The organism is Litchfieldia sinesaloumensis (assembly GCF_900156865.1).
Classification (GTDB): domain Bacteria; phylum Bacillota; class Bacilli; order Bacillales; family Bacillaceae_L; genus Ferdinandcohnia; species Ferdinandcohnia sinesaloumensis.
On the sequence record NZ_LT732529.1, the window covers coordinates 2,312,480 to 2,331,444 of the forward strand.

18 protein-coding genes and 1 other annotated feature are annotated in these 18,965 nt (G+C 36.7%); all 18 genes read right to left on the reverse strand.

Going from position 1 to position 18,965, the window contains the following annotated elements; translation table 11 throughout:
* Positions 1–17: 17 nt before the first annotated feature.
* Positions 18–261: a binding site (T-box leader), on the reverse strand.
* Between the two features lie 77 nt (positions 262–338).
* Positions 339–1,187 carry a putative sporulation protein YtxC gene (gene ytxC, locus CZ490_RS11510; RefSeq protein WP_234987304.1) on the reverse strand — a complete coding sequence of 283 codons (849 nt, stop codon included), beginning with the start codon at positions 1,185–1,187 and terminating at the stop codon, positions 339–341.
* A gap of 119 nt (positions 1,188–1,306) precedes the next feature.
* Positions 1,307–2,236 carry a primosomal protein DnaI gene (gene dnaI, locus CZ490_RS11515; protein ID WP_077619032.1) on the reverse strand — a complete coding sequence of 310 codons (930 nt, stop codon included), beginning with the start codon at positions 2,234–2,236 and terminating at the stop codon, positions 1,307–1,309.
* A 15-nt stretch (positions 2,237–2,251) separates the two neighbouring features.
* Positions 2,252–3,643, reverse strand: a complete 1,392-nt coding sequence (locus CZ490_RS11520) for a replication initiation and membrane attachment family protein (protein WP_077619033.1) — start codon at positions 3,641–3,643, stop codon at positions 2,252–2,254.
* Between the two features lie 65 nt (positions 3,644–3,708).
* Positions 3,709–4,167: a transcriptional regulator NrdR gene (nrdR, locus tag CZ490_RS11525; RefSeq protein WP_077619034.1), complete on the reverse strand. Its 459-nt coding sequence runs from the start codon at positions 4,165–4,167 to the stop codon at positions 3,709–3,711.
* A gap of 87 nt (positions 4,168–4,254) precedes the next feature.
* Complete coding sequence (locus CZ490_RS11530) at positions 4,255–4,638, reverse strand: cytosolic protein (protein ID WP_077619035.1); 384 nt, start codon at positions 4,636–4,638, stop codon at positions 4,255–4,257.
* Positions 4,639–4,746: 108 nt separating this feature from the next.
* The gene (gene speD, locus CZ490_RS11535; protein ID WP_077619036.1) at positions 4,747–5,127 is read right to left on the reverse strand and encodes an adenosylmethionine decarboxylase; all 381 of its coding nucleotides are present in this window, start codon (positions 5,125–5,127) and stop codon (positions 4,747–4,749) included.
* Positions 5,128–5,416: 289 nt separating this feature from the next.
* Positions 5,417–6,448 (reverse strand): glyceraldehyde-3-phosphate dehydrogenase, encoded by a 1,032-nt coding sequence (locus CZ490_RS11540; RefSeq protein ID WP_077619037.1) that lies wholly within the window; start codon positions 6,446–6,448, stop codon positions 5,417–5,419.
* Between the two features lie 190 nt (positions 6,449–6,638).
* Positions 6,639–7,244: a dephospho-CoA kinase gene (gene coaE / locus CZ490_RS11545; RefSeq protein ID WP_077619038.1), complete on the reverse strand. Its 606-nt coding sequence runs from the start codon at positions 7,242–7,244 to the stop codon at positions 6,639–6,641.
* A gap of 16 nt (positions 7,245–7,260) precedes the next feature.
* Positions 7,261–7,896, reverse strand: coding sequence for a sporulation membrane protein YtaF (gene ytaF / locus CZ490_RS11550; RefSeq protein ID WP_077619039.1), 636 nt, complete (start codon positions 7,894–7,896; stop codon positions 7,261–7,263).
* A 187-nt stretch (positions 7,897–8,083) separates the two neighbouring features.
* Entirely contained in the window at positions 8,084–8,926 is an 843-nt protein-coding gene (mutM, locus tag CZ490_RS11555; protein ID WP_077619040.1) for a DNA-formamidopyrimidine glycosylase, read from the reverse strand.
* Positions 8,927–8,946: 20 nt separating this feature from the next.
* Positions 8,947–11,577 carry a DNA polymerase I gene (polA, locus tag CZ490_RS11560; protein ID WP_077619041.1) on the reverse strand — a complete coding sequence of 877 codons (2,631 nt, stop codon included), beginning with the start codon at positions 11,575–11,577 and terminating at the stop codon, positions 8,947–8,949.
* A gap of 140 nt (positions 11,578–11,717) precedes the next feature.
* A complete protein-coding gene (gene hflC / locus CZ490_RS11565; protein WP_077619042.1) occupies positions 11,718–12,647 on the reverse strand; it encodes a protease modulator HflC in 930 nt (309 codons plus the stop codon).
* A complete protein-coding gene (gene hflK / locus CZ490_RS11570; protein WP_077619043.1) occupies positions 12,644–13,612 on the reverse strand; it encodes an FtsH protease activity modulator HflK in 969 nt (322 codons plus the stop codon). The genes hflC and hflK overlap by 4 nt, the downstream gene beginning before the upstream one ends.
* A gap of 214 nt (positions 13,613–13,826) precedes the next feature.
* Positions 13,827–15,257 carry a two-component system histidine kinase PnpS gene (gene pnpS / locus CZ490_RS11575; protein ID WP_077619044.1) on the reverse strand — a complete coding sequence of 477 codons (1,431 nt, stop codon included), beginning with the start codon at positions 15,255–15,257 and terminating at the stop codon, positions 13,827–13,829.
* On the reverse strand, positions 15,250–15,966 hold the full coding sequence (locus tag CZ490_RS11580) for a response regulator transcription factor (protein ID WP_077619045.1): 717 nt from the start codon (positions 15,964–15,966) through the stop codon (positions 15,250–15,252). Before CZ490_RS11580 ends, pnpS begins: the two co-directional genes overlap by 8 nt.
* A gap of 121 nt (positions 15,967–16,087) precedes the next feature.
* Positions 16,088–16,564: a MaoC/PaaZ C-terminal domain-containing protein gene (locus CZ490_RS11585; protein WP_077619046.1), complete on the reverse strand. Its 477-nt coding sequence runs from the start codon at positions 16,562–16,564 to the stop codon at positions 16,088–16,090.
* A gap of 122 nt (positions 16,565–16,686) precedes the next feature.
* A complete protein-coding gene (gene mdh, locus CZ490_RS11590) occupies positions 16,687–17,628 on the reverse strand; it encodes a malate dehydrogenase (RefSeq protein WP_077619047.1) in 942 nt (313 codons plus the stop codon).
* Positions 17,629–17,689: 61 nt separating this feature from the next.
* Positions 17,690–18,964, reverse strand: coding sequence for an NADP-dependent isocitrate dehydrogenase (icd, locus tag CZ490_RS11595; RefSeq protein ID WP_200801635.1), 1,275 nt, complete (start codon positions 18,962–18,964; stop codon positions 17,690–17,692).
* Position 18,965: the final 1 nt, after the last annotated feature.

The following is an 18,965-nucleotide window of genomic DNA, read 5'->3' on the forward strand; positions in this document are numbered from 1 at the left end:
AAAATACCCATCCCTAAAAAAGGGACGAGTATTATATTAAATATCCGTGGTTCCACCCAAGTTCCCATGTTAGACCAATGTCATCCATGGCTCAAGAAATAAATAACGGTAATCCCGTCAGTAATTACAACTTTGTACACAAAGGTTCACTACTGAAGTTTAGAGGTGGTAATCCTATCATTCGTGTTAGGAAGCTTCCAGCCTAGTCTTCCCTCTCTGAAAACCGTAATCATAAGATTGTGTCCTCATCATAACTTTTACACTATATAAGTTAGTATTGGTAATATGTAGGTATTATAGTCTTAATTAAAAGTTAAATCAAGGGCACATCACACATTTTATAATTTTTTTGCCTTAATCCGCCGGTTTTCAAAGGATTTTTTAGTATAGATCGTTACATTCTCCAAGAAAATATTATGGATCGTTTGGACCATTCCGTTGTCAATCTGGTCAGTATATATAGAAATTGATTTAGGCGCAATCGAAACTAAAGGCGCTAACACTGCAGAGTCAATATACATCGGTTGATGTAAAATTAACTTTCGGTCAATGTATTTAAAGAGTTCATCTCGTTTGATTTCATTAAATTCTTGATTATAAAAATAAAATTGCTCATCATGAAAAATATGTAATTGATCAATCTTTGGTTCCCGCTTCTCTCGAAATTCACGTAACCCCTGGATAAATGTTTGATATTCCTGTTCAAGTTTGTACTCATCTATTGCTGATTCCACAATTTGTAATAAGGCTTCATTGTATGTACGCATACGAAACTTAAGAAATGATTCAAATGAAAATGAAATTGGAATCTCTAGAAAATCATGGATTGCTTCTGCTATAAGTTGTTTGCGTGGAACAACCTCCTGAACCAATGGTATATCAGGATTATTCCCATCCATTAATGCTTTCGCAATCTCTAAGATTTGTTTTTTCTCCTCGTAATCTGTGAAATAAAAGAGGTTTTCAATATAATCCAATATCCAACTGTCTTCTTTATTGTTAATAATAAATTCTGTCATCACAGGAACAAACACAACCTGTACAACATATTGTGTTTGTTCTGATATGAAAACAGATACCACATTTTCTTCATTTACAACATCTATGTAATCTATAGAAAGAGCTTTTGCCTTCACAAGTAAGCCCTTGTACATTTTTTGTGCATCTGTCATTTCTAAAAAGTGCATTTCAATCAAGCTAGTCCCCCCCTAATAACCAATACCAGTATCCTGTTACATGTATATGGGGAATGGGACGACTTTAGAATAAAAAAAAGACTACCTCAAAAATGAGATAGTCATACAAATTAATAACGTCGATTATCACCAGTAAGCTTTACTGGTTTTGCTAAATATTTGATTCGTTCCATTATCCGGAGTGCTTTCATTTTTTCCTCTTCTCCGCGTTGAGAATAAGTGAGGTGATGTTCAAGTCCTTTGAAATCAAAATTTGAAGTAAAGAAGGTTGGTAAGTTTTCAAGCATACGATATTGTAAAATACTACCGAGTATTTCATCTCTCGCCCAACTTGACATGGCTTCAGCACCAATATCATCTAGCATCAGAACTGGAACTTCTTTAACCGCATCAACTTTTGAGTTAAGGGTTTGATCCTGCAAGGAGCCCTTTATTTCCCTCATAAACTCTGGGACATATACAAGCATAGATGCCACCTTCTTACGAGCAAGACCATTTGCTAATGCTCCTAAAAAATAAGTTTTTCCAATCCCAAACGACCCGTATAAATATAATCCTTGCATTCTTTTGCCTGGTTCATACGTATCTAAAAATTCTTGAATTAATAAAATTGCATCAGAACGACCTTCGTCAAAATCCAAGGATTCAAGGGATGCTTCGAGAATATCTTTTGGTACATACATACTTTTAATTAATGATTTATACTTAACCTGTTCATCGTACATAACCTTTTTGGGACATCTTTCATAACTTACATCAATAGCATTTCCTTTAAGCTCTAGATGAGGATGATATCCCTGTAACATGTTTTTACATGTTTCAAGGCTTTCACATTTATTACAATCTTTGCTTTGATTAATGTACTCATACAGTTTAACAAGACTTCGATTAATTGTATCATTCGTAATTTGGTCTTGATGATCATCAATAAAATTTCTTATTTCAGTATGATTTAATACTTCATGTTTGATTTGTTCATATCGCTGCTGAAAGCCAGTATGATTCGAAAGTTTTTTTAGAGAATCCTGAATTGGTTTCACGTCCTCACCCCCATCTTATTTATTATTCTTTTTTAATCTCTCTTCAAATAAGCGCTTCTTTTCTTCGAACGAAGAATCTTGCGTTTTTTCCTTTTTCGGAGCTTGAACCTGTGTTCCTTCTTCATCTTGTTTTAACCAATCAGGGAGTAATTCTTTACGGATTGGTTGTCGTTTATATTTGGTAGCTTTTTTGTCAGCGTTCCAATTATGCTTTTTCGCAGTTTCCATTGCATCCTTTACTGTCTTGATATCTAATCTTGCCCAGTTGCTAGCAATGGTTTCAACATAGGACTTTGTAAGTCTCATATCTGATTTTAACATGACATAATATAACAGTACATTCACAACACCTGGAAGAAGGTTTTGTCTAAACATTACATCTTCAATGATTTTCAATTCAGAAACAGAGGGCTGAGCTCCTCCAGACACATCGATCAAAAACTCTTTAGGTGAGATACGTTCAAGTTTTTGAATTAACTCTTCTTCCTTGGTTTGCGGGACTTTAGTTACCATTGTTTGGTTCGGCAAAGGTTGTATTCTTTCAGTTAAACTAGGTAATTCATTGCCTGTTTCAAATTGATACCAATCCCTCGATGCCTTTCTCAATTGTTCAATATCAATTTTTTCATTTGGGTCAAGAGCACTCATAACAATTCCTTGCATTTCAACGGGATTGATTCCATATAAAAAAGAAAGCTTTGTAATCGCTTCTTTCACTTTCGGAGTAATTGACTTCTTCGGTATCATTACTTCTGAAATACCTGCAAAAAACAATTCAAAATCAAAGCTCTCATTTTCAATGAGAAGCTTTTTCTCTTGGCTCCGATCCATGAATTCTGTATTTTGTTCACGCTCAAGATTACTGTTCATTTCATCCCCAATGGTCGAAATCATTTGTGAGACATTAACAGAAGCAAAAACCTCGTTGAATGCTTTCGTAATTGGTTTATAAGAATCTAAATCTGCTTCATTATCAGAAAAGAACTGCTTGAGTTTGAAAAACTTGCTTTTTCCAAGTCGATTATATAAATAGACATTAAGCACACCATCTGTAAAAAAAGCTCTAGGTGAGAGTGGTGCCTGCAGTTCATAAATATAGCTCCTCAAATCACCGTCCGACTTTACAAATGTCTTTAGAAGACCTATCCCCTCAAGCTTTAGGCGTTCCTGATAAATATCCTTTAGGTTCGTTTGAAGAAGTGCCATTAGACTATAGTGGCTACTTTCCTCACTCCAAAGCCGATTTTGCTCTAATTCACTCCATAAAGTCATATATAGACTGAAGGCTTTCATTCCAATTAGAGGCTGGTATAGCAATGATACAATTTTTCGGTCATAATCATGCAATAGATCTGCTGCATGCACAATATAACGATCTACTGGTACGATCTCCTTCCAATGCTCCATTTCATCAAGGCCTTCCATTTTTTATAAATAGTTGAAAAAAAGAGCTTAAAAAGTTTCTAAGCCCTTTAACGTTCTCTTTTAATTAAGTCTTTTAGTTCGTCGATAAATACGTTTATATCTTTAAATTGACGATAAACAGAAGCAAAACGGACATATGCTACTTCATCCACTTTTGCTAAATGATTCATCACATACTCACCAATAATATCACTTTTTACCTCTGCAATTCCTTGGCTGCGCAATTCCTTTTCAACTTGATGAGTAATATCCTCAAGTTGTTTTAAGGAGACCGGCCGTTTTTCACATGCTTTTATAAGACCACGAAGCATTTTTTCTCGGCTGAATTCTTCGCGTGTCCCTTCCTTCTTTACAACAATTAAAGGGATTTCTTCCACTTTTTCAAAAGTTGTAAAACGATATTGGCATTTTTCACATTCACGTCTTCTTCGGATTGAACGACTATCATCTACTGGACGCGAATCCAATACTCTAGTACCATTATGTTGGCAAGTAGGGCATCTCATTTTCGTAACTACTCCTTTCTTAGGAGATCTATATGTACTAATCTTATAAGAAAGATTTTTGTAGGACAAGGGGCATCCTCTTGTTTTTTAGGCATCTGCCTTTCCTATAAGTGGTAGTTCCTTATCTAAGTGTTGATATAATTTAGTAATTACTTTTCGACTGTATCCAAAATCGATTGGTAATAGCATTGTTTCTGTTGTAACTGCAAAATCAATAGCTGTTTCAAATGGTCTAACTGAAATGATGGTTGCAACAATGAAAGCTTTTCTTCCCTTTTTTAGTGAGATACTTAATTCACCGCGCTCTTCAGACACTGAATTAATGTGGTAACCATCTAAATTGTTAATTACTTTTTTTACCGCTTCAATTGCCTTTTTATTACTTGTTTTATAATAATGGCTTCTTAAAAGCTCGTCCGAGTGTTTGTCTCTCGTTTCACTGTGATTCGAAAAAAACGTTTGCAACCCCATCTATTCCACTCCCTTTTTATTCTATATATTAGTATGATGTTTTCGTAATGTAAAAAAAGAGGTGTAGTTTATACACCTCTTACTATTGTAGTTGATTCGTATTTATTTTTAAAGTACTTTTACTTGCGCTGGTTTAACTTGTACAGGGCCCATACCACGTGGAAGTTCAATATTTTCACGTGTTTGTGCACCAAGTGCTTCTGCAATATGGTCTGCAGCAATGTTCGGATCTAAGTCTCCACAGGTGTAAACATCAATACTTGCGTATCCATGTTCAGGAAAGCTGTGAATTGTTAGATGAGATTCCGAAATGATAACAACACCACTTACTCCTTGTGGAGCAAATTTGTGAAATGCTACCTCACGAATTTCTGCACCTGACTTTAGTGCCGCTTGAACAAATGTTTCTTCAATAAACTGCATATTGTTTAACTTTTCAAAATCGCAACCCCATAATTCAGAGATTACATGACGTCCCATAGTTTCCATAATTCAGTTGTTCCCCCTCTAAACTTTAATTTCGGGTGAGTTCTTCGCGTAAAGCAAGAGCATAACTACCACGGGGGAAAGTTAGTCCAGAGAGGTCCTAACCCTTTAAGTAGCTACAAAAGCATAAGCTTTTAAGAAGTTCACGAAATCTAGTATACTTTGTTTATATATATTTAGCAACCGAATTTTTAAAAATAATAATAACCTTCCCGTACATTAGGAAGGTTAACCAAAATCAAACCCTATTTAGCAATTCTACTCTCTTTAAGTAGGACTGTACTGAACAGAATTAGCCTACTTTTGCCTCTGTTTTTTGAACGATTATTGCTCCAACATATTTCACCAAATCTACAACTCTACAAGAATATCCCCATTCATTATCATACCATGCTAAAACCTTGACTTTACGATCACCAATGACCATCGTCGATAAACCATCTACAATTGATGAATGTGGATTTGTATTAAAGTCAATAGAAACTAATGGTTCGGTTGTGAAATCTATGATTCCTTTTAAAGGCCCCATCGAAGCTGTAATGAATGCCTCATTGATCTCCTCTATTGTAACATCTCGTTCTACATCTACTACTAAATCAATTAATGACACATTCGGAGTTGGGACACGTAAAGCCATTCCATGTAATTTCCCTTTCAGCTCGGGTAATACAAGTGACAATGCTTTTGCTGCACCTGTTGATGTGGGAATGATGGATTGAGCACAAGCCCTAGCTCTTCGTAAGTCTTTATGTGGATTATCAATATTTTTTTGGTCGTTTGTATACGCATGAACAGTCGTCATTAAGCCGTTTACAATTCCGAATTGCTCATTTATCACTTTCGCAATGGGTGCTAAACAGTTTGTCGTGCAAGAAGCATTTGAGATAATGGCATGTTTCTCATGATCGTATTTATCTTCATTAACACCCATTACGATGGTTATATCCTCATCCTTACCAGGTGCAGTTAAGATAACCTTTTTTGCACCTGCTTGCACATGTAGATTTGCTTTCTCCTTTGAATTGAATTTACCTGTTGCCTCAATCACAATATCTATATTTAATTCTTTCCAAGGTAACTCTAAAGGATTACGGGAACTAAGAAGTTGAACGCGCCTTCCATTCACCATTAATGAGTCATCCTGTGGAATGACTACCGCATCGAACTTCCCATGGTTGGTATCGTATTTTAGTAGATGTGCTAGCGTCTCTGCAGGGTAACTTGCATTAATTGCAATAACTTCAAATGAATCATCCATAATTGCTTTTCTAAATACCATTCTTCCAATACGGCCAAATCCATTGATTGCGATTCTTGGCTTCATCAAATAACCCCTCCACAATATATGTTATACTCAACGCCACTGTTTTCTATAATCAGTATAGCACATTTAGTTCAGTATGTAACACTTTTATTTTAAAATGGTTATTTATACATCTTTTGAAGTAGACTTTTAGCTGTATAGGATTCTGAACATGAAAAAAAGGCATCTCACATTTGAGATACCTTGTTTGTCATCCTAGTTGAATTCCCCATTTTTCACACACTTCTTGTAATTGTTTCCTGGTATCCTCAATAGTACCATTATTATCAACGACAGCATCCGCAAGTGTAACTTTCTCGTTAAGCGGCATTTGTGATTTGATTCTTGCTTCGGCATCCTCCTTGTTAAGGCGATTCCTACTCATAAGGCGAGATAATTGTGTTTCATAATTGACATATACCAGAAGTGTTTTATCAACCAAAGAGGTTAATTTGCTTTCAAACAACAATGGAATATCCATAATAATTAGATCTTCTCCATTAAGCTCATGCTCTTCCTTTTCCTTTAGCATCTGTTTTCGAACAGCAGGATGTACAATCGAGTTCAATAATAATCGTTTTTCCTCACTAAAAAATACAACCGAACCTAACTTAGGTCGGTCAATTGTTTTATCAGGTAATAAAATGTCTTCTCCAAAAGATTGAACGATTTGTTTGTACGCTTCTTCCCCTACCTCAACAACTTTACGTGCAATAACGTCTGCATCTATGATTACAATTCCCGCTTCGTTAAACATTTGTGATACTGTGCTTTTTCCACTTGCGATTCCACCTGTTAATCCTATAGTTAATGACACGTATTTACTCCCCTTATTAAAATTTCCATATTCCAATTAGAATTAGTAAGATTCCTGGTAAGAATGAAAATCGTTGAATCCATTTTTTCTTTGAAAAGACAGCACCACTTTTGATCCCTGTATAGACAAATAGTGAGCTCATCAACGCAACCATCAGCGCCATTACAAATGGTGAATAGCCTAATAAAGCAGCTCCGATACCGGCTCCAAAAGCATCTAGGGATAATGCAAGCCCTAATAAGAATGCCTCCATACCAGTAATTGTTCCAGACTTATCCAGGTCGGCAACCATTGGTTTTTTTAAAATATTTATAACAAGTCCAAGTGATTTTATCTCGACTTTCACTAACACCTTTTCCTCATTTTGTTCAGTTGCTTGTTGTGATGGACGAAAAAACTGGTACAGTACCCAGGCACCAATTAATACGAGAATGATACCACCAAGCCTGTCTGCGATTATCGGTGATACAAATAGTGAGATTGATTTTCCTAAACCCATAGCAGCTGCCATAGTTACAGCCGAGCAGCATGCAATTGTAATGATTGATTTAAATGGTAATTTCATTTTTCTCATACCATATGTGAAACCTACGCTAAAACTATCCAAGCTTACTGCAAATGCTAATAAAATGAGTGTAGCGAATTGGGACATCTCATAGAGTCTCCTTCCTATCATTATAAGATAAGTATATGGAGGGAGCCCATTTGATGTGAAATGTCCCGTAAGGAGAAAAATGCCGAATTAAATAATGAACTTCAACTAACTACCTAAACGTCTGATGTCAAACGTCGAAGTCACCACACTTGAGAAAGTTCGGCTTGCTTCTCCTCCCTTTCCTTTATTTTGTTTTCTTTTTATATTTTTGACATTTAGGGCAGTAGTGGGTACCTCTTCCTCCAACTACTGTCTTTTCAATTTCTGTTCCACACTTTTGACAGGCACTTCCGTTTTGTCCATAAACGAATAACTGGAGCTGAAACATCCCGATATCTCCTTGTGTATTCACATAGGAGCGGATTGTGCTTCCACCTTTATCAACAGCTTCACTCAACGTTTGAATGATTTCTTGATGAAGTAACTTTATTTCTTTTTTAGTTAGGGAATTTGCTTCTCGTTCAGGGTAGATCCCAGCTCTAAATAATGCCTCATCAACATAAATATTTCCAAGCCCTACAACATTTGTTTGATCAAGTAGAGCTACCTTAATTTTACGATTTGTCTTGCTTAGTTTATCTTCTAAATACTTCAATGTGAATTCAGCGGAAAATGGTTCTGGTCCCAACTGAGAGAGCGGGAGGCTATCCTCTTCTTCCCCACTCTTGAATAAATGCATTGTACCGAATTTCCTAACATCACGATACCGCAATTCTGTTCCATCTGTAAATGTAAATAAGACATGAGTGTGTTTGTCATAAGGTTCTTCTTTATCGTAGAGGCCATACCTGCCCTCCATACGTAAATGCGAAACCATTACATAATCATCTAGCCTAAATTTTAGGAACTTCCCTCTTCTGTCAACATCATAAATGGTTTGACCTCGTAAAGCATCGCAGAACTGTTCTGGCTCTTCTGGCTTTTTAATAATTTTGGGCCATAATACCGTTACTTTTTCAATGTTTTTCCCTTTCACAAGCTGTATTAATGTTCGTCTAACGGTTTCAACCTCTGGTAATTCAGGCATACGATCCCCTCCTTACTCCATTACTTTGCATCATACCAAGTTTTACCGTATTCATAATCGACCTTTAACGGTACTTTTAAGGAAATCGCATTTTCCATTACTTCTGGTACGATTTTTTTCAGGATCTCTATTTCTTCTTCCGGTGCTTCGAATATTAATTCGTCATGGACTTGTAGTAGTAATTTTGTTTGCAATTTTTCAGCATTTAATCTTTCAGCCATGTCGATCATTGCTTTTTTAATTATGTCGGCAGCACTACCTTGAATTGGAGTATTCATTGCTGTTCTTTCTGCAAAACTTCGGACATTAAAATTCCGAGCTGTAATCTCTGGGATGTAACGTCTTCTGTGTAAAAGGGTCGAAACATAACCCTTTTGTCTAGCATCCTCCACAATTTCTTCCATATATTCCTTAACACCAGGGAAGCTTGCAAAATAACGTTCAATAAAGTGACCTGCTTCTTTCCTAGTGATTCCAAGATTTTGCGACAATCCAAAATCACTAATTCCATACACAATCCCAAAGTTAACAGCCTTTGCTTGACGACGCATATTAGAGGTTACCTCTTCTTCATTTACATGAAACACATCCATAGCGGTCTTCGTATGAATGTCTAAATCATTTGTAAACGCATCGATTAGATTTTCGTCATTAGCAATATGAGCTAATACCCTTAGTTCGATTTGGGAATAATCTGCAGCAAATATATACCATTCCTTATTTGAAGGGACAAAGGCTTGTCTAATTTTTCTTCCTTCTTCCAAACGGATTGGAATGTTCTGCAGATTCGGATCTGTCGAGCTTAATCTTCCTGTTTGTGTTAATGCCTGTTGAAATCTGGTATGAACCTTGCAAGTATCTTCATGAACAACCTTTAATAAGCCATCAATATAGGTCGATTGAAGTTTCCCAATTTGTCGGTAATGCAAGATGTATTCAATTATTTCGTGTTCCTTTGCCAGCTTTTCAAGGATATCCGCCGATGTTGAATAACCCGTTTTTGTTTTCTTATAAACAGTAAGTTGCAACTTTTCAAACAGGATAACGCCAAGTTGCTTAGGAGAGTTAATATTGAATTCCTCACCAGCAAGCTCATATATTTTTTGTTCAAGCTCCTGAAGATGTTCCTTTAATTCCTCCCCCATACTTTTTAGTCGGTCAACATCCACTGTTATTCCTAGAAATTCCATATCAGCTAGAATGAGTGACAGTGGCATTTCCAAATCTGTAAAAAGCTCAAATTGTTCGTTTTCATTTAGCTCTTGTATGAATAATTCCTTTAACTTCGTAAGGCTAACTGCCTTTCTCACTAGATGCTCTGAAAGATTCTCTTCATCAGGAATACTTTGTTTAGCTCCTTTTCCATACACCGATTCATCTGATTTAACATCCGTAATCCCTTTTCCTTTTGCAATAGCGGCAATATCCCCAGTTGAATCAGATGGATTTAAGATATAGGAAGCAATTAAACAATCAAAATCAATTCCTTGCAAATCGATTCCTTTCCATTTCAAAGCAACAATTGATTTTTTTGCGTCAAAAACGGTTTTCTTTTTTTCTTTGTCCTGAGCCCATTCTTGAAATGCCTTAGATTCAAGAGCTAGTTTTGTCGAGATATAAAAATTTCCCTTCTCATTTGAAAGTGCAATTCCTTGAATATCAGCTTTATGATAAGATTCCTCAAGAACTTCTACAATTAAAGAGGTATCTGTCGCTAGCATTTCTTCCTTAATTTCATTTACAACTTGATAAGATATTTCTTCTAATGGCTTATCTTCGTTTTGCTGATTACCTTCAATTTTGTCGAGTAAGGAATTAAATCCGAGCTCCTTATACAGTTTGATTAGTTGATCACCATCATATCCCTTGTATTCTAGTTCTGAAATCTTAATTTCTACAGGAGCTTCGCGGTAGATGGTTGCAAGTTCCTTACTCATGATAGCTTGATCCTTGTGTTCTTCAAGTTTTTCTTTTAGTTTTTTCCCGCTAACCTTATCGATAGAATTTAATAGCTCCTCTAATGTATTAAACTCCTGCAACAGCTTGAGTGCTGTTTTTTCACCAACTCCAGGGACACCTGGTATATTATCAGAGTTATCTCCCATTAAACCCTTCATATCAATAATCCGCTCAGGCGGAATTCCGTACTTCTCTTGAATAAATTCAGGAGTATATGAATCTACATCTGTTATCCCTTTTTTTGTAATATCGACTGTGACTTTTTCGGAAGCGAGCTGTGTTAAGTCCTTATCACCAGAAATGATTTTAACTTCAAAGCCTTCTTTTTCAGCCTGTAGGGATAAAGTTCCGATAATATCATCTGCTTCATAGTTTTCTAATTCATACCTGGCAACCTTATACGCATCGAGTAGCTCACGTAAGAACGGAAATTGTTCAGAAAGCTCTGGAGGCGTTTTTTGACGCCCTCCTTTATATTCACTAAAGGTACTATGTCTAAATGTCGTTTTCCCTGCATCAAAGGCTACTAATATATGTGAGGGCTTTTCTTGTTCTATAATTCGGTTCAAAATCATTGTAAACCCATAAATGGCATTTGTATGTACACCTTTATCATTATTAAGAAGCGGTAAGGCAAAAAATGCCCGATACGCGATACTATTTCCATCCACTAAGACAATCTTTTTATCCAAGAAAAATCCTTCCTTTCTAAAACAAAATTAGGACATTTCGTGCTACCCAACTAATTTTTTCATAAAAAATAGCCGTTATTTTCCTACTGTTCATTTTAGCATGACATGAACGTAAATGGAAAATAACGGCTACCTTACTTTTAATCAGTATATCCCATTAACAATCTAGCATATGGAGAGTCAGCTGGTAAAATAATAACTGTTTCCCCGTCAATAGTCGTTTTATAGGATTCTAATGTACGGAATAAATTATAGAATTCTGGGTCTTTTGAGAAGGCTTCGTTATAGATACGAGCTGCTTCTCCTTCCCCTTCACTTCGAATTACTTCTGCATCAGCTTGCGCCTTTGCAATAACTTCTTTTACTTCTCTATCTGTTTCAGCTTCAATTTCATTCTTTCTGGCATCCCCTCTAGAGAGGTAGTCTTGAGCTGTTGATTCACGTTCTGAAATCATTCTTGTAAAAACAGATTGTTCGTTTTCTTCCGGTAAATCTGTACGCTTCATTCGAATATCTGTTACAACAATACCATATTTATCTTCTTCAAGATTCTTATTCACAATTTCTGTAATACGGTCATTTAGGCTTCCACGTTCTGATTTCTCGTCATTAATAATTTCATCGTAATTCAAGTTACCGAGCTCTGTACGAATTGCTGAATAGACGAATTCATCAAGCTTTGCTTCTGCATTAACAACAGTTCTCGTTGTGGAAATCATTTGTTTTGGATCTTCAATGCGCCACAACGCATAGTTATCAACCATCATTCGTTTTTTATCTTTCGTATTGATCTCAGCTTGTTGTACATCATAAATCATTTGGTACTTTGGTAAAGTTTCTACTGATTGTATGAATGGTATTTTATATGAAAGACCAGGTTCTTCTACAATTCTCACAACCTCACCAAATTGTCGTATCACCTTGTATTCTCCTTCTCTAACAATAAAGAGATTCACGATCACAATCCCTATTAGGATGAGAACGATTAGGAGACCAATACCACCCTTTGTATATTTGCTAAATTTCGAGTTTCCTTTTTGTTCATTGAAGTCGACTACGTTTTCACTCATTGATTGCCACCCCCTTCAGTTTCTACAGGAGGAACCTGCGTTTGACTTCCAGCAGGACGAATCGGCAAGTATTTCATTGTATTACCGTCATCCTTCATGATGTAAATCTCTGTATTTGGTAAGACTTGATCCAGTGTTTCAAGTACAAGACGTTTTCTGGTAATATCAGGATTCTTAACGTATTCAGTATATAGTGCGTTAAAGGTAGCTACATCCCCACGAGCAATTTCGATACGAGCTGCTTTATCACCATTGGCACGTGAAATGAGTGCTGCTTTTTCACCTTCAGCTTCATTCATTTTTTGGTTTCGGTATTTAGTTGCTTCATTTATTTTGGTGTTCATTGTTTCACGGGCATCTGTTACGTTCGTAAATGCTTTACGAACCTCTTCATTCGGTAATTCAACATCCTGAAGTTTTACTGCAGTTACTGAAATACCGATGTCGTACTTTTCTAGAAGATGCGCTAGCAACTCTCTTACCTCAGCTTCAATCTCTGCTTTTCCTGATGTTAATGCATCATCGATTTTTGAACTTCCAATAATACTTCTTAAAGATGCAGATGTTGAATTATATAGGATTTGCTCAGGATCTTGCGAGTTAAATAAGAACTTCTCAGGATTTGTGATTTGCCATTGAACAACCATGTCTGCAAGAACAATATTTTCATCCCCGGTGATCATTTTCGTATCTTGTGGGACATCCGTGATCTGGCCATCCTTTTGGTCATATCCGAACTGTAAACTGTATGTTGTTTTAGGAAGCGTCTCCACATCCTGAATTGGCCATGGTAATTTGAAGTGAAGTCCTGGTTCTGTAATACCTTCATCTGCTTTTCCGAAGGTTAAAATAATTGCCTGTTCTGATTCATCAACTGTATACCATGATGTAAAACCAACTACACCTAATATCAGAACAAGCACACTAAGTCCAGCGATTGTGTATATTCGTTTCAAACTTATCATGCTTTCCCCCCTCAATTTATATCTACAATGTGTAATACGAATATATTTCAAAAAGGTTTCATTTTTATTAACAAAAAAGTGACAAGGACATCCTGTCCTTGTCAAAATAGTTTGGCCTCCAAAATGAAGGGGTTCTCATAATCATCATACGATTCGTATATTAAGGGAATATGTTTCCAATGTTAATATTTTGTAAATAGGACATTTATGTAGACTATATATTCTTTTTTAATCGAATCGTAAATGTAGTTCCTTCCCCTACCTTACTACTTACCTGTACAGTTCCTTCATGTGCTTCTATAATATGTTTTACAATAGCAAGCCCTAATCCAGTCCCCCCAGAATTTCTACTTCTCGCTTTATCAACCCGATAAAATCTTTCGAAGATACGAGGTATCTCGTTTTCTTCAATTCCTATCCCCGTATCAGAAATTTCAATATGAATGATGTCGTCTAAAGCTGATGCTTCCACTGAAACCTTTGCCCCGTTAGGAGAATATGACAAACTATTGTTAACTACATTGATAAAGACTTGCTTTAATCTATCCAAATCCCCATCAATTTCTATCGTTTCATCACTTACAGAAAGTTCAAGTTGAATGTCTTTTTCAACCGCCTTCGATTTTAGTACTCGTAGGCTGTTTTCAAGTAGTTCCTTAACATTCACACGTGATAGATTGAGTGAGAAACCCTTATTCTCCATTTTTGACAAATTCAATAGATCTTGAATTAGCACTTGAAGGCGATCACTTTCATTTAGAATGATTGTTAAGAATTCTTGTAAAACTTCCCTCTCATTCATAGCACCATCTAACAAAGTCTCTGCAAAGCCTTTAATAGATGTAATCGGTGTACGTAGCTCGTGTGAAACATTTGCAACAAAGTCCTTCCGCATTTGTTCCAGTCTTTTCAACTCCGATATATCGTGAAAGACGAGAACAACACCTTTCCATTCGACATTCGCCCCAATGATAGGAGCACCGTACACTTCAAAATCCTTCTGTTCATTTCCAACAGAAAGGTGTATTTGTCTACGTAGTTTTCGCTCGGTCATGAATATTTCTTCAACCAAGCTTACGATTTCCTTGTGAGCAAATGCTTCATAATATAGCAAGCCCAGTAAGTCCTTTTGTTCAATTTTAAAAATCTCATTGATTGATCGATTGGAGATATTTATATAACCCTTACTATCGATAAATAAAAGGCCACTTCCCATATTCTCAATCAATGTATGTAATCGGTCATGCTGCATTTCATATGATTTGGTCATCTCTTCAATATTTCTAGCTACGATATTGATTGATTGCCCTAGTAATCCGGCAGTACTTACATAGTCTTCGTAAGTTCTTGCCCGATAATCACCCTTCGCAAGTTCATTGACTGCTTTAGTTGCTGCATCAATGGGTTTTGTATAGGTCGTTGTAATTCTCACGATTAGTGAAAGTATGATGATTAAAGCAATCGCTAAACATACAAAAAGGGCAATCCAGACCTGTTGCACCGTTTGTTCAACAGGGGTTTCATGAAGCGCACCATTCGTGATAAGACTGCTAATGAACTGCCCTAGCATAAATCCCATGCAAAGAAAAACAATAATAATTAAAATAATAATTGCAACCAGGAGCCTAGAATGAAATTTATTCATTTAGCTTTGGCTCCTCAAGCTTGTAGCCTAGTCCCCTAACTGTTTTAATAATAGCTGGTCTCTTTGAATCTTTTTCAATCTTCTCTCGCAAATGACTTATGTGCACATCAACGATTCTTGTATCACCAGCAAAATCATAATTCCAAACTGCACTTAAAAGTTGATCCCGAGTTAGAACTCTCCCTTTATTTTTCGCTAAATAAGCAAGAAGTTCAAACTCTTTTGGTGTTAAATCAAGAGCCTCTTCTTGATAATAAGCCTCGAAATTTTCAGGCAGTATCTGCAAAGGACCTATCGTTATATGCGGTGGTTTTGAAGGGTCATCTGAGCTCTCTTCCTTCTTGCTCGTTCTCCTTAATATTGCCTTCACTCGCGCTACAACTTCTCTAGGGCTAAATGGTTTTGTCATGTAATCGTCAGCCCCAAGTTCCAATCCTAATACCTTATCAAATTCATCGTCCTTAGCTGTTAACATTAAAATAGGGATATCTACCTTATTTTGACGTAGCTGTTTGCACACTTCGATCCCATCCAGCTTTGGCAGCATTAAGTCAAGGACAATTATCTGTGGTCTTTCTGCTAAGGCCTTCTCTAAGCCTTCCTCTCCATCCATTGCAGTTATAACCTCATAACCCGCTTGTTGTAAGTTATACTGTAGCAACGTAATAATTGAACGTTCATCTTCTACAACCAAAACTTGTTTCTTCATCGACTTCCTCCATCAACAAAAAGATAAACCCCAACATATAATTCTCTCTCTCTATAAAGTCATTATAGAATAACATGCAAAGTCTTGCCACGATTAAACAAAAAAAGAGAGACGAGGCTCTCTAAAAGTTTTCCAATATTTTTCCTTCCATCGGAGTTATCCGATGAGGAGGACACACCAATAGCCTTCCTTCAATTGCCCGTGATTCGTCCTCATCAAAAGCTGTTACAGAAATTTCAACTGTATGATCATGGTAGTTTATTTTGGTTACCTCGAAAAGAAATTGCACAGTTGCATAGTGGTATAAAGGCAGTAAGAATTCGATATCTTGCTTTAAAATATGACTTCCTGGACCGGGTAAATACTTAGAAACTGCCGCTGTAATTATACCTGTCAGCATTACAGATGGAACAATCGGCTTCTTAAAAGGTGTCTGTGAAGCATAATCATGTTGAATATATAGTGGATTTGCATCATTTGTTAAGCCTAAATATAGAAGTAAGTCCTTATCTTCAATCTTTTCAGTAAGTGTTAATTTTTCACCTACCGACATTTCATCAATCTTTCTACCGAGCTTTCTCTTTTTCCCTAATAACATAAAAAAGGTGGCACCTCCAATTATTTTGAAGACGATTTTATTATTATGTACAAAAAATTCGGGGAAACCCCCGAATTTTCATGTGCACAAGGTGTGGATAAACAGCGCCTTGTGATTTTCTATTAGGCTAGGATATTCATGACGTTTTTAACGGAGTCAGCAGATTTTGTTAGTTCTGCTTTTTCTTGTTCTGTAAGTTCAAGTTCAATAATTTTTTCGATTCCATTTGCACCTAGAATCGTTGGTACACCAAGGTAGATTCCGCTGAATCCGTATTCACCTTCTAGATAGGCAATGGCAGGCAAAACACGACGTTGGTCTTTTAGTATTGCTTCTACCATCTCAACTAAGGAAGCAGCAGGTGCATAATAGGCACTTCCGTTTCCTAAAAGGTTCACAATTTCACCGCCACCTTTACGTGTGCGTTCAACTATGGCTTCTAAACGTTCTTTTGGAATTAAAGTTTCTAGTGGAATACCTCCTGCATAGGAGTATCGAACAAGTGGTACCATGTCATCACCATGACCCCCAAGGACAAATCCAGTGATATCTTTCACTGACAGATTTAACTCCTGGGCAATAAATGTACGGAATCGAGCAGTGTCTAGAACTCCTGACTGTCCAATCACACGATTCTTCGGGAAACCGGATTCCTTAAATACAGTATATGTCATAGCGTCAACTGGGTTGGTTAAAACAATGATATAGCTATTTGGAGAGTGTTTTGCAATTTCCTGGGCAACACTTTTCATGATCTTTTGGTTTGTTTGAACGAGATCATCTCGACTCATACCAGGTTTACGAGCAATTCCAGCAGTAATTACTACGATATCCGAATTCGCCGTATCCTCATAATTAGAGGTACCGGTAATGTTAGCATCAAAACCTTGGACAGGACTAGCTTCAAGCATATCAAGAGCTTTTCCTTTAGTAGGATTCTCCATTTGTGGGATATCAACCAAAACGACGTCTCCTAGTTCCTTTTGAGCAAGCAGAAAAGCTGTTGTTGCACCAGTAAAACCACTACCAATTACAGAGATTTTCTTCCGTTTAAATTGACTCATTATTTATCCTCCTAACATATACAAGTAACTACCCTAATAGGGTAGTTACTTGTGTCTATGATTAGCCTAAGTTTTTGATTAGTTCATCAGCAAACTCTGAACATTTAACTTCTGTAGCACCGTCCATTAGACGCGCAAAGTCATACGTTACAACCTTTGATTCAATTGTTTTTTCCATTGAATTCATGATTAGAGTTGCTGCCTCGTTCCAACCAAGGTGTTCAAGCATTAACACTCCTGATAATAATACAGAGGATGGGTTTACTTTATCTAAACCAGCATATTTAGGTGCAGTTCCATGTGTTGCTTCGAAAATCGCATGTCCAGTTTCATAGTTAATGTTAGCTCCTGGAGCAATTCCGATTCCACCAACTTGTGCAGCTAGAGCATCAGAAATGTAGTCTCCGTTTAAGTTCATAGTAGCCACAACATCGAACTCACGTGGACGAGTTAAAATTTGTTGTAAGAAGATATCAGCAATAGAATCTTTTACAATGATTTTACCTGCTGCTTCAGCATCTGCTTGAGCTTTATTAGCTGCATCTTTACCTTGTTCTTCTACGATACGGTCGTATTGAGCCCAAGTAAATACTTTATCTCCAAACTCTTCTTCAGCAAGCTCGTAGCCCCAGTTCTTGAAAGCTCCTTCTGTAAACTTCATGATGTTACCTTTATGAACAAGCGTTACAGACTTACGCCCTTGCTCAATCGCATAGTTAATTGCAGCACGTACTAAACGTTTTGTTCCTTCTTCAGAAACAGGCTTAATACCGATACCAGAAGTTTCCGGGAAGCGGATTTTATTAACACCTAGTTCATTTTGTAGGAAGCTAATTAACTTTTGAACTCCTTCAGAGCCTTTTGCATATTCAATACCTGCATAAATATCTTCAGTATTTTCACGGAAGATAACCATATCTGTATCTTCAGGACGTTTAACTGGTGAAGGTACACCTGTAAAGTAACGAACTGGGCGAAGACAAGTAAATAAATCTAGTTCTTGACGTAATGCAACGTTCAATGAACGGATCCCACCACCAACTGGTGTAGTTAGAGGTCCTTTAATTGCAATTATGTATTCACGTATAACATCTAGTGTTTCTTCCGGTAACCATTCGCCAGTTTGATTAAATGCTTTTTCACCAGCTAATACTTCTTTCCAAACAATTGATTTTTCACCGTTGTATGCTTTTTCAACAGCCGCTTCTAATACTCTAGACGCCGCAGCCCAAATATCTGGACCTGTTCCGTCACCTTCAATATATGGAATAATTGGATTGTTTGGTACGTTTAGTACACTATTTGATACTGTAATTTTTTCTCCTGCCACTAGTATT

Excerpts from the sequence above, each read along its gene's own strand:
- ytxC (WP_234987304.1), bottom strand. The coding sequence starts at position 1,187 with ATGCACTTTTTAGAAATGACAGATGCACAAAAAATGTACAAGGGCTTA.
- CZ490_RS11520 (WP_077619033.1), bottom strand. The coding sequence starts at position 3,643 with ATGGAGCATTGGAAGGAGATCGTACCAGTAGATCGTTATATTGTGCAT.
- nrdR (WP_077619034.1), bottom strand. The coding sequence starts at position 4,167 with ATGAGATGCCCTACTTGCCAACATAATGGTACTAGAGTATTGGATTCG.
- CZ490_RS11530 (WP_077619035.1), bottom strand. The coding sequence starts at position 4,638 with ATGGGGTTGCAAACGTTTTTTTCGAATCACAGTGAAACGAGAGACAAA.
- speD (WP_077619036.1), bottom strand. The coding sequence starts at position 5,127 with ATGGAAACTATGGGACGTCATGTAATCTCTGAATTATGGGGTTGCGAT.
- CZ490_RS11540 (WP_077619037.1), bottom strand. The coding sequence starts at position 6,448 with ATGAAGCCAAGAATCGCAATCAATGGATTTGGCCGTATTGGAAGAATG.
- ytaF (WP_077619039.1), bottom strand. The coding sequence starts at position 7,896 with ATGTCCCAATTCGCTACACTCATTTTATTAGCATTTGCAGTAAGCTTG.
- mutM (WP_077619040.1), bottom strand. The coding sequence starts at position 8,926 with ATGCCTGAATTACCAGAGGTTGAAACCGTTAGACGAACATTAATACAG.
- hflC (WP_077619042.1), bottom strand. The coding sequence starts at position 12,647 with ATGAGTGAAAACGTAGTCGACTTCAATGAACAAAAAGGAAACTCGAAA.
- hflK (WP_077619043.1), bottom strand. The coding sequence starts at position 13,612 with ATGATAAGTTTGAAACGAATATACACAATCGCTGGACTTAGTGTGCTT.
- pnpS (WP_077619044.1), bottom strand. The coding sequence starts at position 15,257 with ATGAATAAATTTCATTCTAGGCTCCTGGTTGCAATTATTATTTTAATT.
- CZ490_RS11580 (WP_077619045.1), bottom strand. The coding sequence starts at position 15,966 with ATGAAGAAACAAGTTTTGGTTGTAGAAGATGAACGTTCAATTATTACG.
- CZ490_RS11585 (WP_077619046.1), bottom strand. The coding sequence starts at position 16,564 with ATGTTATTAGGGAAAAAGAGAAAGCTCGGTAGAAAGATTGATGAAATG.
- mdh (WP_077619047.1), bottom strand. The coding sequence starts at position 17,628 with ATGAGTCAATTTAAACGGAAGAAAATCTCTGTAATTGGTAGTGGTTTT.